The organism is Klebsiella sp. JB_Kp042 (assembly GCF_040065275.1).
Taxonomy (GTDB): Bacteria; Pseudomonadota; Gammaproteobacteria; order Enterobacterales; family Enterobacteriaceae; genus Klebsiella; species Klebsiella quasipneumoniae.
Genome location: NZ_JBEAJL010000088.1, coordinates 1 through 13,584 on the forward strand (window position 1 = coordinate 1; position 13,584 = coordinate 13,584).

The following is a 13,584-nucleotide window of genomic DNA, read 5'->3' on the forward strand; positions in this document are numbered from 1 at the left end:
AACCTGCGACCAATTGATTAAAAGTCAACTGCTCTACCAACTGAGCTAACGACCCACTCTGGCGTCGCTTTGGGCTTGTTTGATATCCCTTGGCAACGGCGGCATATATTACTGATTTCAGAATTCAGCGCAACTAAAATTTCGATAAAGATCACTTAACTGCTGGCGATTCAGGCGACAAGACCAGAAATAACGCGATTTCTGGTCATGCCGTAATCAACCAAGAGCATTAAGTCGTTTTTGCGCTTGTTTCGCACCGTCGGTGCCGGGGAATTTGCTGATCACCTGCTGGTAAACCGCTTTCGCTTTCGCGGTATCACCTTTGTCCTGCATGATCACGCCGACCTTAAACATGGCGTCCGGCGCTTTTGGCGATTTCGGGTAGTTCTTCACCACCGAGGCGAAGTAAAACGCCGCATCGTCTTTTTTCCCCTTATTGTAGTTCAACTGTCCGAGCCAATAGTTGGCGTTCGGCTGATAAGTTGAATCCGGGTACTTTTTAACGAAGTTCTGAAACGCCACCATGGCGTCATCCTGGCGTGAAGCATCCTTCACCAGGGCAATGGCCGCATTGTAATCGGTGTTCGCATCGCCGGTCATCGCCGGAGCGCCTGACGAGGCCGCTGGCGCTGCGCTGGCGGTAGCCGCGCTCTGATCGCCGGAAGACGACGCCTGGGCGCCAGCCGCCGCTGCGCCACCTCCGCTCGTCAGCCCGTCAATCTGCAGCAGAATCTGCTTCTGACGCTCAACGATCTGATTCAGCTGATACTGGTTCTCCTGGATCTGACCACGGAGAGAATCAATGTCAGTCTGGTTATCAGAGAGTTGTTGCTGGAGTTGGGTTAAAAGCTGGCTGTGAGCATTGGAAATACGCTCGAGTTGAGTGACACGGTCTTCGACCGAGCCTGAGCCGACACTACTGATTGGCGCCTGAGCAAAAGCGGCCCAGGGGGCCGCTATGCCAACCAGTAACGACAGACTCAATAAATGATGTCTGAAGTTACTGCTCATGCAATTCTCTTAGTAAACCAGTACGGCGCGACGGTTTTTGGCATATGCCGCTTCGTCATGACCCAGTACTGCTGGTTTTTCTTTACCGTAAGAAACGATGGAGATCTGATCGGCAGAAACACCTTTGCCCTGCAGATACATCTTAACGGCGTTAGCACGACGCTCACCCAGCGCGATGTTGTATTCCGGGGTACCGCGCTCATCCGCGTGACCTTCTACAGTCACTTTGTAGGACGGGTTGCTGCGCAGGAAGTTAGCGTGCGCGTCCAGCATTGCAGCGAAGTCAGAACGGATATCGTACTTGTCCAGATCGAAGTAAACGATGTTGTTCTGCTGCAGCTGCTGCATCTGCAGACGAGCTTGCTCTTCAGAAGACATGTTGCCGCCGTTACCGTTAGCGTCCATACCAGTGCCGGCACCCAGCATGCCTTCACCGCTCTGGTCGTTGCTGGCGTTCTTGTTAGAAGAACATGCCGCGATTGCCATAACCGGCAGAGCGATCATCAGCCCTTTCAGCACTTTGTTCAGTTGCATTTCTTTGATTCCTTTAATAATCAATTATTTATTATCACAGATACGGCGACCAGGCAGGCGATTTTACCTGTCCATCAGTTGCCGGAAGACGCGCTTTGAAACGCCCATCTGTAGAAACCAGATTCAGCACGGATCCCATCCCCTGAGAAGAGCTGTAGATTACCATAGTGCCGTTAGGTGCCAGACTTGGCGTTTCGTCTAAAAACGTTGATGACAGAACCTGTACACCACCCGCTTCCAGATCTTGTTTGGCAATGTGCTGCTGGCCGCCGGCCGAGCTGACCATTACCATCGTTTTACCATCCGCGCTCACGTCAGCGTCCTGGTTCTGCGAACCTTCCCAGGTGATACGCTGCGGCGTGCCGCCATTAATATTGACTTTATACACCTGCGGACGACCGGCCTGGTCAGAGGTAAAGGCCAGGTTCTGGCTGTCCGGGAACCAGCTTGGTTCGGTGTTGTTGCTGCGACCGTTGGTCACCTGACGAATCTGACCCGAGCCCAGATCCATCACGTACAGGTTCAGGCTACCGGTTTTCGACAGCGCGAAGGCCAGTTTAGAACCATCCGGCGAGAACGCCGGCGCGCCGTTGTGCTGCGGGAAGGAGGCAATCTGACGCACAGCGCCGTTCGCCAGGGTCTGCACCACCAGCGCAGAGCGACCGCTCTCGAAGGTGACGTAAGCCAGTTTTGAACCGTCCGGTGACCAGGCCGGGGACATCAGCGGCTGGGAGGAGCGGTGAACCACAAACTGGTTGTAGCCATCATAATCGGAAACGCGCAGCTCATACGGGAACTGACCGCCATTGGTCTGCACCACGTAGGCGATACGAGTCCGGAAGGCGCCTTTAATACCGGTCAGCTTTTCAAATACCGCGTCGCTGGCAGTGTGCGCGGCATAGCGCAGGTACTGTTTAGTGACTTTGAAAGAGCCTTGCGCCAGCGTTGTGCCCGGCGCACCGCCGGTATCCACCAGCTGATACGCTACCTGGTAAGAACCATCCGGGTTTGACGTCACCTGACCGACGACCACGGCGTCAATGCCCAGCGCAGACCAGGCAGCAGGCTGCACTTCCTGGGCACTGGTCGGCTGCTGCGGCAGACGCGAGCGATCCAGCGGGTTGAATTTACCGCTGTTGCGCAGGTCAGCCGCCACGATACCGCCAACATCTTCCGGCGCAGCGCCCTGGCCGGCCCACTGGAACGGTACCACGCCGATGGGGCGCGCCGAGTCCACCCCCTGGGTGATCTCGATACGTACTTCTGCGTGCAGCACCGCCGCCCACAGCATTAAAAAACCAAATGCTACTCGTAATGCCTGCTTCATCATATCTCCCTTATCCGGGCGGAAAGCCCACGATAATTTAGCAGAATGTTAACAAACTCAAATACACAAAACTACCAAAACCCATGACCGCCCTATTTTCTTTCCCCCCGCTGACGCAGGGGAAAAAGCGCTTAAGGTTTGAAGTCCAGTGGCGCATTTTTGAACGTTTCATAAACAGCCTGCGACGGCGGTTTAGGGAATTTGCTCATCCGACTGGTGGCCGCCAGCATTTGCTGGCAGAACGCCGGATCGCCGCCTTCCGATTTCACACTCAACAACGTTCCATCCTGAGCCAGGTTTACGCGCAACGTACATACTTTACCCTTGTACGTATCCCAGTCATAGAGATGTCCTTTAATCGCGGCCTGCACCTGCGAAATATAGCTGGCAATCTCTGCCTGAGACGCACCGCCCTGCCCCGGTTTACTTCCTTTAGCAGGTGAAGAGCCACCTGTGCTACCGCTGGTGCTACCTTTCGGCGCATTCTTACCTGAGCTCAGATCGCCGAGCAGGTCGTCCACGCCGTCCGCTTCTTTCGCGGCAGCCGCTTTCTTCGCTGCCGCGGCTTTTGCTGCTGCCGCTTTGGCCGCTTTATCGGCCGCCGCCTTCTCAGCAGCAGCCGCTTTGGCTGCTGCGGCTTTTTCAGCGGCGGCGGCTTTCTCGGCGGCGGCCTTCTCCGCGGCCGCTTTTTGCGCGGCGGCCTTCTCAGCGGCTTTTTCGGCGGCTTTTTCTGCTGCCGCTTTTTCAGCCGCTGCCTGCTTAGCCGCTTCCTGCTGAGCCTTCTTCTCCGCTTCCTGTTGCGCTTTCTTCGCCGCTGCCGCTTCCGCTTTCTTCTGCGCCTCTGCCGCGGCTTTCGCCGCTTCGGCTTCCGCCTGTTTCTTCGCATCGGCAGCCGCTTTTGCGGCGGCAGCTTCGGCCTGTTTCTTCGCGTCAGCAGCCGCTTTCGCTGCCGCCAGTTCAGCCGCTTTCGCCTGGGCATCCGCCTTCGCTTTCGCCTCGGCGGCCGCTTTGGCCGCCGCTTCCTGCGCTTCTTTGGCCTGCGCATCCGCTTTGGCTTTCGCCGCCGCGGCAGCCTTGGCAGCGGCTTCCTCAGCCTGCTTCTGTTGTTCCTTCGCTTCTTTCGCCGCTTCCTGCGCCTGCAGCCGCTCCTGTTCGAGCTGTTTCAGCCGTTCCTGTTCCGCCGCCTGCTTCTCACGTAACTCTTCCGCCTGCTGCTGCGCCTGTTTTTCACGCTGTTCAGCGGCGCGACGTGCGCTGGCCTGCTGCTGTTGCTGACGGTTATAATTGTTTACCACCGCCCCCGGATCGACCATGACGGCATCAATCGACGATCCCCCGCCGCCGCCGGCAGAGGCATCCAGATGCTCGTCAAACGAACTCCATATCAGCAGCGCGATCAGTATGATGTGCAGCGCGACTGAAATGATGATCGCTCGTTTAAGCTTGTCGTTTTGTTCGGTTGCCTTTGACACTATCGGTTCCCAAAAACTGTTCGCCTGTACCCGCGATGCGCACCGACGGCGAGCGATACTCGCCGCCGAACGCCGTGCGGACGCACCTACCTGAAGCGATTAAATAGGTTTGGTCATCAAGCCGACCGATTTAACCCCTGCGCTATGCAACAGGTTCAGCGCTTTAATAATTTCATCGTAAGGGACGTCTTTCGCACCGCCGATCAGGAATACCGTTTTCTCATTGGCTTCAAGACGACGCTTCGCTTCGGCAATCACCTGCTCCGGCGGCAGCTGGGACAGCGTCTCCTGCCCCACTTTCACGCTGTACTGCCCTACCCCGGAGACTTCCACAATCACCGGCGGATCGTCATTGCTTTTCACCGCTTGCGATTCCGTGGCGTCCGGCAGATCGACTTCCACGCTCTGCGTAATGATCGGCGCCGTTGCCATAAAGATCAGCAACAGCACCAGCAGGACATCCAGCAGCGGAACGATGTTGATCTCGGACTTCAGTTCGCGACGTCCGCGTCCACGTGCTCTGGCCATGGCTTACCCCTTATTGCTTTCGCTGGTGGTAAAGGCCTGACGGTGCAGAATAGCGGTGAACTCTTCCATAAAGTTGTCGTAATTCAGTTCAAGCTTGTTCACCCGCTGGTTCAGGCGGTTGTACGCCATCACCGCCGGGATAGCGGCGAACAGACCGATCGCGGTGGCGATCAGCGCTTCGGCGATACCCGGCGCCACCATCTGCAGGGTGGCCTGCTTCACCGCGCCAAGGGCGATAAAGGCGTGCATGATCCCCCAGACGGTGCCGAACAGACCGATATACGGGCTGATGGAGCCTACGGTGCCGAGGAACGGAATATGGGTCTCCAGCGTTTCCAGCTCGCGGTTCATCGAAATACGCATCGCGCGCGATGCCCCTTCGACGATCGCCTCCGGCGCATGGCTGTTGGCCCGATGCAAGCGCGCAAACTCTTTGAAGCCGCTGTAGAAGATCTGCTCCGAACCGGTCAGATTATCGCGACGCCCCTGGCTCTCCTGATACAAACGGGACAGTTCAATCCCGGACCAGAATTTGTCCTCGAACGCTTCAGCTTCGCGCGCGGCCGAGTTAAGGATACGCGTTCTCTGAATAATGATAGCCCAGGAAGCGATAGAAAAACCAATCAAAATCAACATGATAAGTTTAACCAGAAGGCTCGCCTTCAGGAACAAATCAAGGATATTCATGTCAGTCACTGCTTAAACTCCGCGACAATAGACTTGGGAAGCGCACGTGGCTTCATTAAGAGTGGATCAACGCACACAATGAGAACCTCAGCTTCGTTTAACACTGTATTCTCGGCGTTGACGATTCGCTGCGTAAAAACCAAAGAGGTGCCGCGCATCGAGGTAATTTCCGTCTGGACTTCGAGCATGTCGTCGAGTCTGGCGGGGGCAAAATACTCCAGCGTCATTTTGCGAACCACGAAGGCAACGCGTTCAGCCAACAGAACCTGTTGACTAAAGTGATGGTGGCGCAGCATCTCTGTGCGTGCTCTTTCATAAAAAGCGACGTAACTGGCGTGGTAAACCACACCACCGGCGTCGGTATCTTCGTAGTAGACCCGAACCGGCCATCGAAACAGCGTTGTATTCACTTTACATCCCGGTAATGCAAAAAAAGGTTAGAGCTTTCAAACTTCGCTACTATACGCGCGGGAAAGGTGGTTTGGAATGGGGGAAAGTAAACGGGGAGTAAATTTTTATGGGCTTATGCAAGCCCATAGCATTAACAGAGATCTCTTATTCAAAAGAAGAAAAAGAAGAGACCTAAAGCGAGCACGATATCAGCGATAAGCGGACAAAAAATCCCCTGCCAGTGAACGGCACGCGGGCGGAAGCCCACGCCGTGAATTACGCCGCTGCAAACCGCCCACATCAGCAAGAAACCGTGCCAGATTTCCAGCTCGCTGGTCTTCGCGGCAAAGCGCGACGGATCCCAGAAAATGCAGCCTGCCAGCAGCAGCGCCATCAACAAGGAAAGCGCCCTTAACGGGCGCTTGTCCATTATCGCATACATATACTTTATCATTCACGTCGCCTCTTTGTTGGCTACGTCTGCTTACCCCAGTCACTTACTGGTGTAAGCTCCTGGGGATTCACAGACTTGCCGCCTCGATGCAACCCGAATGATTTCGTATATCGCATCACGATAATACTCATCAGTGTTCTTCTTTACCTGCTTTGGTGGCTTCCACGTGCTCAAGCGCCAGCGCGGTAATCACCCCAAAGGCACAGGCAAGAAGCGTTCCCAAAATCCATGCGAAGTACCACATATATAGCTCCTTACCTTAGTACAGCGAGTGGGTGTTCTTTTCGATGTCTTCACGGGTGATGCGGCCAAACATCTTCCAGTAACACCAGCTGGTGTAGCCCAGAATGATCGGCACGAAGACAATCGCCACGTAGGTCATCAGGTTCAGCGTCCGCTGGCTGGAGGTCGCGTCCCACATCGTCAGGCTGGCGTTCAGCATGGTGCTGGACGGCATGATGAACGGGAACATCGCGATACCGGCAGTCAGAATGATGCAGGCCAGGGTCAGCGAGGAGAACAGGAATGCCCAGGCGCCTTTATCCGCTTTGGTCGAAACGACGGTCAGCAGCGGCAGCACCACGCCCAGGGCAGGGATCGCCCACAGCGCTGGCATATTGTTAAAGTTCACCATCCACGCGCCAGCCTCACGCACCACTTCTTTGGTCAGCGGGTTAGACGGGCCGGTATGGTCAATCACCGATTTCACCACATAGCCGTCGATGCCGTAGTAGACCCACACGCCCGCCAGCGCGAAGCAGACCAGCGTCACCAGCGCCGCCACCGTGGAGACGGTGCGGGTGCGCAGATGCAGTTCGCCTACGGTACGCATCTGCAGGTAGGTCGCGCCCTGGGTGAGGATCATCGCCACGCTGACGATACCGGCCAGCAGACCAAACGGGTTCAGCAGCTGGAAGAAGTTACCGGTATAGAACAGACGCAGGTATTCGTCGACATGGAACGGCACGCCCTGCAGCAGGTTGCCGAAGGCCACGCCAATCACCAGCGGCGGCACGAAGCTGCCGATGAAGATGCCCCAGTCCCACATGTTGCGCCAGCGGGTGTCCTCGATCTTGGAACGGTAGTCGAAACCGACCGGACGGAAGAACAACGAGGCCAGCACCAGAATCATCGCCACATAGAAACCGGAGAACGCCGCGGCGTAGACCATCGGCCAGGCAGCGAACAGCGCGCCGCCGGCGGTGATCAGCCACACCTGGTTACCGTCCCAGTGCGGGGCGATGGCGTTGATCATAATCCGACGCTCGGTGTCGTTACGGCCGAGGAAGCGGGTGAGCATGCCCACCCCCATGTCGAACCCGTCGGCGACGGCGAAGCCAATCAGCAGGATGCCAATCAGCAGCCACCAGATAAAACGCAATACTTCATAATCGATCATTTGACGACTCCTGTCTTAGCGTGCCGACTGAATAGCCGCAGAGGACTGTTCAAAGTGATAGCGGCCGGTTTTCAGGCTGCTAGGTCCTTTGCGGGCAAACTTGAACATCAGGAACAGTTCAGCCACCAGGAACAGCGTGTACAGACCGCAGATCAGCAACATAGAGAAGATCAGATCGCCCGCGGTCAGCGACGAGTTGGCCACCGCCGTCGGCAGGACTTCACCAATCGCCCATGGCTGACGGCCGTATTCGGCAACAAACCAGCCCGACTCCACGGCAATCCACGGCAGCGGCAGGCCATAGAACGCGGCGCGCAGCAGCCATTTTTTCTCGCCGATACGGTTACGAATCACGCTCCAGAAGGAGGCGCCGATAATCAACAGCATCAGGATGCCGCACGCCACCATGATACGGAAGGCGAAGTACAGCGGTGCGACGCTTGGAATAGAGTCTTTGGTGGCTTTGGCGATCTGCTCTTCCGTGGCGTCAGCGACGTTCGGGGTATAGCGTTTCAGCAGCAGACCATAGCCGAGATCTTTCTTCACGTTATTGAACTGGTCGCGAACGGCCTGGTCGGTGGAACCGGCGCGCAGTTGCTCCAGTAGCGCGTAGGCTTTCATGCCGTTACGGATACGCTCTTCGTGCTGAACCATCAGATCCTTCAGACCGATAACCGGCTTATCCACCGAGCGGGTGGCAATGATGCCCAGCGCGTAGGGGATCTGGATAGCGAAGTGGTTAGTTTGCGCATTCTGATCGGGAATACCAAACAGGGTAAAGGCCGCCGGCGCAGGCTGGGTTTCCCACTCTGCTTCGATAGCCGCCAGTTTGGTTTTCTGCACGTCACCCATTTCGTAACCGGATTCGTCACCCAGCACAATAACGGAGAGGATCGCCGCCATACCGAAGCTGGCTGCGATGGCGAAGGAGCGCTTAGCAAAGGCAAAGTCACGGCCTTTCAGCATGTACCAGGAGCTGATAGCCAGGATAAACATCGCACCGGTGACATAGCCAGACGCCACAGTGTGAACGAATTTCACCTGAGCAACCGGGTTGAGCACCAGTTCGGAGAAGCTGACCATCTCCATACGCATGGTTTCAAAGTTGAAGTCCGATGCGATAGGGTTCTGCATCCAGCCGTTAGCGACGAGGATCCACAGCGCGGAGAGGTTGGAGCCCAGAGCGACCAGCCAGGTGACGGCCATATGCTGAACTTTACCCAGACGATCCCAACCGAAGAAGAACAGACCTACAAAGGTGGATTCGAGGAAGAAGGCCATCAGACCTTCAATGGCCAGCGGCGCGCCGAAGATATCGCCCACGTAGTGTGAGTAATACGACCAGTTAGTCCCGAACTGGAACTCCATGGTCAGACCGGTCGCCACACCCAGCGCGAAGTTGATACCAAACAACTTGCCCCAGAATTTGGTCATATCTTTATAAATCTGTTTGCCGGAAAGGACGTAGACCGTTTCCATGATGGCCAGCAGGAACGCCATACCGAGCGTCAGTGGCACAAACAGGAAGTGGTACATCGCGGTCAAGGCAAACTGTAAGCGCGACAGTTCGACTATATCTAACATCATGACTCCTTGCTCATCGCATGAAGACTCCGAAAATGAACCGAGAAGCTCTGGCTCATACGCATGCCCCAATACAAATTTTTATTTGTCGCCCGCCCGGAGCGGGTTTCAACCGAAAGTGAAACCACGCCAGGACAAGGTTACAAATACGTTAACGAAAAACCCAATTGATTCCCCAATATATTACGCCGCAATAACCTTACAATAAATATGTTTTTATTGTTCCAGTTTTACATTTTTCGACGGTGATCAATATATAGCGAAGATGGCCGGTTTAGGCCAATTTGACTTGAGACAATTTAACGTTTTTTGAAGGATTTTTCCAAGCATTAAGTATTGATATAAATCAATTTTTACTCTGCGTGTTAATTATGTAGCTCAATAAAGAATATTGGTAAACCCAATGTTAATGCTGTGTTTAAAGTATGCCTTGATTGGTTACTAAAAAGGGAAAGATGAGAATCATAGGTAATATTATTTAACGCCACAGGAAAAAAATAAAAAAAAGAGCCGATCCGATTAATGCTAGACCGCTCACAGTATTTTTTCCTGCTTTCTTATCCCCTCCCCCACTCTTTTTTTTACTGTCTGTTTCGTTACCCTGCGGTACGACCAGGGCAAATTTTCATTTCCGACAACCACGCGTCGATAATATTTATGAAATAATTCATAAAATCAATATGATAGATAAGGTTTTTGCCAAACGCAGGGTTTGCTAACGCAGCGGCTTTCGGGAGAAGCGGATAACGGCCAAAAAAAAGGCCACCTGACGGTGGCCAACCATGTCGAAATCGGACAGATTTCTGCTTGCGGATAAGCAGAGAGGGTTTACTTGATGATAGCTTTCAGCGCTTCGCCGATATCGGCCAGGCTGCGAACGGTTTTCACACCGGCTGCTTCCAGGGCTGCGAATTTCTCATCGGCAGTACCTTTACCGCCAGCGATGATGGCGCCAGCATGGCCCATACGCTTGCCCTTCGGCGCGGTCACGCCCGCGATGTAACCGACAACCGGCTTGGTCACGTGCTCTTTGATGTAGGCAGCCGCTTCTTCTTCCGCGCTACCGCCGATCTCACCGATCATCACAATCGCTTCGGTCTGCGGGTCTTCCTGGAACAGCTTCAGGATATCGATGAAGTTAGAGCCCGGGATCGGGTCGCCGCCGATACCGACGCAGGTAGACTGACCGAAGCCGTAGTCGGTGGTCTGCTTAACTGCTTCATAGGTCAGGGTACCGGAACGGGAAACGATGCCCACTTTACCCGGCTTGTGAATGTGACCCGGCATGATGCCGATTTTGCATTCGCCCGGCGTGATCACGCCTGGGCAGTTCGGGCCGATCATGCGCACGCCCGCTTCGTCCAGTTTCACTTTCACGGTCAGCATATCCAGCGTCGGGATACCTTCGGTGATGGTGATAATCAGCTTAATGCCCGCGTCAATCGCTTCCAGAATGGAATCTTTGCAGAACGGCGCCGGAACGTAGATCACGGTCGCGGTGGCGCCGGTCGCTTCAACGGCTTCGCGCACGGTGTTGAACACCGGCAGGCCCAGGTGAGTGGTGCCGCCTTTGCCTGGCGTCACGCCGCCAACCATTTGCGTACCGTAAGCGATCGCTTGTTCAGAGTGGAAGGTCCCCTGGCTACCGGTGAAGCCCTGGCAGATAACCTTGGTATCTTTATTAATTAAAACTGACATTATTTCCCCTCCACTGCGGCAACAACCTGCTGTGCTGCGTCCGTCAGACTTTTCGCTGCAATAATATTCAGGCCGCTGTCAGCCAGTTTTTTCGCGCCCAGTTCGGCGTTGTTACCTTCCAGACGAACCACGACCGGAACGTTAACCCCAACTTCCGCTACCGCACCGATGATGCCGTCAGCGATCAGGTCGCAACGCACGATACCGCCGAAGATGTTCACCAGCACCGCTTTCACGTTGTCATCAGAGAGGATGATTTTGAACGCTTCGGTGACGCGCTCTTTGGTCGCACCGCCGCCCACGTCGAGGAAGTTAGCCGGTTCGCCGCCGTGCAGTTTAACGATGTCCATGGTACCCATCGCCAGGCCTGCGCCGTTAACCATGCAGCCGATGTTGCCGTCCAGCGCGACGTAGTTCAGTTCCCACTGCGCCGCCTGCGCTTCACGCGGATCTTCCTGCGACTGGTCGCGCATTTCGCGCAGATCCGGCTGGCGGAACAGCGCATTGCCGTCAGCGCCCAGTTTGCCGTCGAGGCAGATCAGGTCGCCCTGCTTAGTGATAACCAGCGGGTTGATTTCGATCAGCGCCAGGTCGCGCTCCAGGAAAATGGTCGCCAGACCCATGAAGATCTTGGTGAACTGCTGAACCTGTTTACCTTCCAGACCCAGTTTGAACGCCAGTTCACGACCTTGATAAGGCATCGGGCCCGCCAGCGGATCGATGGCGATCTTGTGGATCAGGTGCGGGGTCTCTTCCGCCACTTTTTCGATTTCCACGCCGCCTTCGGTAGAGGCCATGAACACTACGCGACGGGAGCTACGGTCAACGACCGCGCCCAGGTACAGCTCTTTGTCAATATCGGTCGCCGCTTCAACCAGGATCTGGTTAACCGGTTGGCCGTTCGCATCTGTTTGATAGGTCACCAGACGTTTGCCCAGCCAGTGCTCGGCAAATGCGCGGATCTCTTCTTTGCTCTTCACCACTTTCACACCGCCCGCTTTGCCGCGGCCACCAGCGTGAACCTGACATTTCACTACCCACGGACCCGCGCCGATTTTTGAAGCGGCTTCTTCTGCTTCACGCGGAGTAGTACAGGCATAACCCACCGGCGCCGGTAAGCCATAGCGGGCAAAAAGTTGTTTTGCCTGATATTCATGTAAGTTCATGTGTTCAGTCCATCCTTCAGGGTGTAATTATCTTTAAACCTGTAGGCCTGATAACGGCGTTAACGCGTGTTATCCGGCCTACGGTAGGTAATACGCTTGCTGACTACACGTCCAGCAGCAGACGGGTCGGATCTTCCAGCAGCTCTTTAATCGCCACCAGGAAGCCTACCGATTCACGTCCGTCGATCAGACGGTGGTCGTAGGAGAGCGCCAGGTACATCATCGGCAGGATCTCTACCTTGCCATTCACCGCCATCGGACGGTCTTTAATGGCATGCATACCCAGGATGGCGCTCTGCGGTGGGTTGATGATCGGCGTGGACATCAGGGAGCCGAACACGCCGCCGTTGGTAATGGTGAAGTTACCGCCGGTCAGGTCGTCTACGGTCAGCTTGCCGTCACGGCCTTTCACCGCCAACTCTTTAATATTCTTTTCGATATCCGCCATGCCCAGCAGGTCAACGTCACGCAGAACCGGGGTGACCAGGCCGCGTGGAGTGGATACGGCCATGCTGACGTCGAAGTAGTTGTGGTACACCACGTCGTCGCCATCGATAGAGGCGTTCACTTCCGGATAGCGTTTCAGCGCTTCCACCACCGCTTTCACGTAGAAGGACATAAAGCCCAGACGGATGCCGTGACGTTTTTCGAACGCGTCGCCGTACTGCTTACGCAGATCCATGATTGGCTTCATGTTGACTTCGTTGAACGTGGTCAGCATGGCGGTGGAGTTTTTCGCTTCCAGCAGACGCTCGGCCACGCGTTTACGCAGGCGGGTCATCGGGACGCGTTTTTCAGAGCGGTGGCCCAGCTGCGGCGCCGGCGCGGCTGCCGGGGCAGCGGCTGGCGCTTTGGCTTCTGCCGCCGCCGGGGCTTTCGCCAGATGTTTCTCGACATCTTCGCGGGTCAGGCGGCCGCCGACGCCGGTGCCTTTGATGGCCGCCGCGTCGAGGTTGTGTTCAGCCAGCAGACGACGGATCGCCGGGCTCAGCGCATCGTTGTTCTGCTCTTCCAGAGAGGCCTGCTGACGCTGCGCCGGCGTGGACGCTTTCGCATCGGCTTTTTCGCTGCTTTCTTTACCTGCGCTGTTACCTTCGCGCAGGCGGCCAAGGATCTGGCGAGACAGGACGGTAGCGCCCTCGTCTTCCAGCACTGCATCCAGAATGCCGTCCGCTGATGCCGGTACTTCCAGTACCACTTTGTCAGTTTCGATTTCGACCAGGACTTCGTCACGGACGACCGCGTCGCCCGGTTTTTTGTGCCAGGTGGCGACGGTTGCGTCAGCTACGGACTCAGGCAGGTCGGGAACCAGAATATCTACGCTACTCATTGTG

At 55.7% G+C, this 13,584-nt stretch carries 14 protein-coding genes; all 14 read right to left on the minus strand.

The genetic code is table 11. The features are described from left to right. Positions 1–216: 216 nt before the first annotated feature. The gene (gene cpoB / locus ABLV54_RS16045; protein ID WP_050532975.1) at positions 217–1,011 is read right to left on the minus strand and encodes a cell division protein CpoB; all 795 of its coding nucleotides are present in this window, start codon (positions 1,009–1,011) and stop codon (positions 217–219) included. A gap of 9 nt (positions 1,012–1,020) precedes the next feature. After that, positions 1,021–1,545: a peptidoglycan-associated lipoprotein Pal gene (gene pal / locus ABLV54_RS16050; protein WP_002895068.1), complete on the minus strand. Its 525-nt coding sequence runs from the start codon at positions 1,543–1,545 to the stop codon at positions 1,021–1,023. A gap of 34 nt (positions 1,546–1,579) precedes the next feature. Next, positions 1,580–2,872, minus strand: coding sequence for a Tol-Pal system beta propeller repeat protein TolB (gene tolB, locus ABLV54_RS16055; protein ID WP_023288877.1), 1,293 nt, complete (start codon positions 2,870–2,872; stop codon positions 1,580–1,582). Positions 2,873–3,003: 131 nt separating this feature from the next. Further along, on the minus strand, positions 3,004–4,344 hold the full coding sequence (gene tolA, locus ABLV54_RS16060) for a cell envelope integrity protein TolA (protein ID WP_004885996.1): 1,341 nt from the start codon (positions 4,342–4,344) through the stop codon (positions 3,004–3,006). A 99-nt stretch (positions 4,345–4,443) separates the two neighbouring features. Then, entirely contained in the window at positions 4,444–4,872 is a 429-nt protein-coding gene (gene tolR / locus ABLV54_RS16065) for a colicin uptake protein TolR (protein ID WP_002895061.1), read from the minus strand. A gap of 3 nt (positions 4,873–4,875) precedes the next feature. Further along, a complete protein-coding gene (gene tolQ, locus ABLV54_RS16070) occupies positions 4,876–5,568 on the minus strand; it encodes a Tol-Pal system protein TolQ (protein WP_004152221.1) in 693 nt (230 codons plus the stop codon). Beyond that, a complete protein-coding gene (ybgC, locus tag ABLV54_RS16075) occupies positions 5,565–5,969 on the minus strand; it encodes a tol-pal system-associated acyl-CoA thioesterase (RefSeq protein WP_002895056.1) in 405 nt (134 codons plus the stop codon). The genes tolQ and ybgC overlap by 4 nt, the downstream gene beginning before the upstream one ends. A 149-nt stretch (positions 5,970–6,118) precedes the next feature. Continuing rightward, positions 6,119–6,403: a cyd operon protein YbgE gene (gene ybgE, locus ABLV54_RS16080; protein ID WP_008805691.1), complete on the minus strand. Its 285-nt coding sequence runs from the start codon at positions 6,401–6,403 to the stop codon at positions 6,119–6,121. Positions 6,404–6,533: 130 nt separating this feature from the next. Then, positions 6,534–6,647, minus strand: a complete 114-nt coding sequence (cydX, locus tag ABLV54_RS16085; RefSeq protein WP_004100325.1) for a cytochrome bd-I oxidase subunit CydX — start codon at positions 6,645–6,647, stop codon at positions 6,534–6,536. Between the two features lie 15 nt (positions 6,648–6,662). Further along, positions 6,663–7,802 (minus strand): cytochrome d ubiquinol oxidase subunit II, encoded by a 1,140-nt coding sequence (gene cydB / locus ABLV54_RS16090; RefSeq protein ID WP_004885993.1) that lies wholly within the window; start codon positions 7,800–7,802, stop codon positions 6,663–6,665. Between the two features lie 15 nt (positions 7,803–7,817). Beyond that, positions 7,818–9,386 (minus strand): cytochrome ubiquinol oxidase subunit I, encoded by a 1,569-nt coding sequence (gene cydA, locus ABLV54_RS16095; RefSeq protein ID WP_002895047.1) that lies wholly within the window; start codon positions 9,384–9,386, stop codon positions 7,818–7,820. An 828-nt stretch (positions 9,387–10,214) separates the two neighbouring features. Further along, positions 10,215–11,084, minus strand: a complete 870-nt coding sequence (sucD, locus tag ABLV54_RS16100) for a succinate--CoA ligase subunit alpha (RefSeq protein WP_004885990.1) — start codon at positions 11,082–11,084, stop codon at positions 10,215–10,217. After that, entirely contained in the window at positions 11,084–12,250 is a 1,167-nt protein-coding gene (gene sucC / locus ABLV54_RS16105; protein ID WP_002895039.1) for an ADP-forming succinate--CoA ligase subunit beta, read from the minus strand. Before sucC ends, sucD begins: the two co-directional genes overlap by 1 nt. Positions 12,251–12,353: 103 nt before the next feature. Beyond that, a complete protein-coding gene (gene odhB / locus ABLV54_RS16110) occupies positions 12,354–13,580 on the minus strand; it encodes a 2-oxoglutarate dehydrogenase complex dihydrolipoyllysine-residue succinyltransferase (RefSeq protein ID WP_023288876.1) in 1,227 nt (408 codons plus the stop codon). Between the last annotated feature and the right edge of the window lie 4 nt (positions 13,581–13,584).

Excerpts from the sequence above, each read along its gene's own strand:
- pal (WP_002895068.1), bottom strand. The coding sequence starts at position 1,545 with ATGCAACTGAACAAAGTGCTGAAAGGGCTGATGATCGCTCTGCCGGTT.
- sucD (WP_004885990.1), bottom strand. The coding sequence starts at position 11,084 with ATGTCAGTTTTAATTAATAAAGATACCAAGGTTATCTGCCAGGGCTTC.
- odhB (WP_023288876.1), bottom strand. The coding sequence starts at position 13,580 with ATGAGTAGCGTAGATATTCTGGTTCCCGACCTGCCTGAGTCCGTAGCT.
- ybgE (WP_008805691.1), bottom strand. The coding sequence starts at position 6,403 with ATGATAAAGTATATGTATGCGATAATGGACAAGCGCCCGTTAAGGGCG.
- sucC (WP_002895039.1), bottom strand. The coding sequence starts at position 12,250 with ATGAACTTACATGAATATCAGGCAAAACAACTTTTTGCCCGCTATGGC.
- cpoB (WP_050532975.1), bottom strand. The coding sequence starts at position 1,011 with ATGAGCAGTAACTTCAGACATCATTTATTGAGTCTGTCGTTACTGGTT.
- cydX (WP_004100325.1), bottom strand. The coding sequence starts at position 6,647 with ATGTGGTACTTCGCATGGATTTTGGGAACGCTTCTTGCCTGTGCCTTT.
- tolB (WP_023288877.1), bottom strand. The coding sequence starts at position 2,872 with ATGAAGCAGGCATTACGAGTAGCATTTGGTTTTTTAATGCTGTGGGCG.
- cydA (WP_002895047.1), bottom strand. The coding sequence starts at position 9,386 with ATGTTAGATATAGTCGAACTGTCGCGCTTACAGTTTGCCTTGACCGCG.
- tolR (WP_002895061.1), bottom strand. The coding sequence starts at position 4,872 with ATGGCCAGAGCACGTGGACGCGGACGTCGCGAACTGAAGTCCGAGATC.
- cydB (WP_004885993.1), bottom strand. The coding sequence starts at position 7,802 with ATGATCGATTATGAAGTATTGCGTTTTATCTGGTGGCTGCTGATTGGC.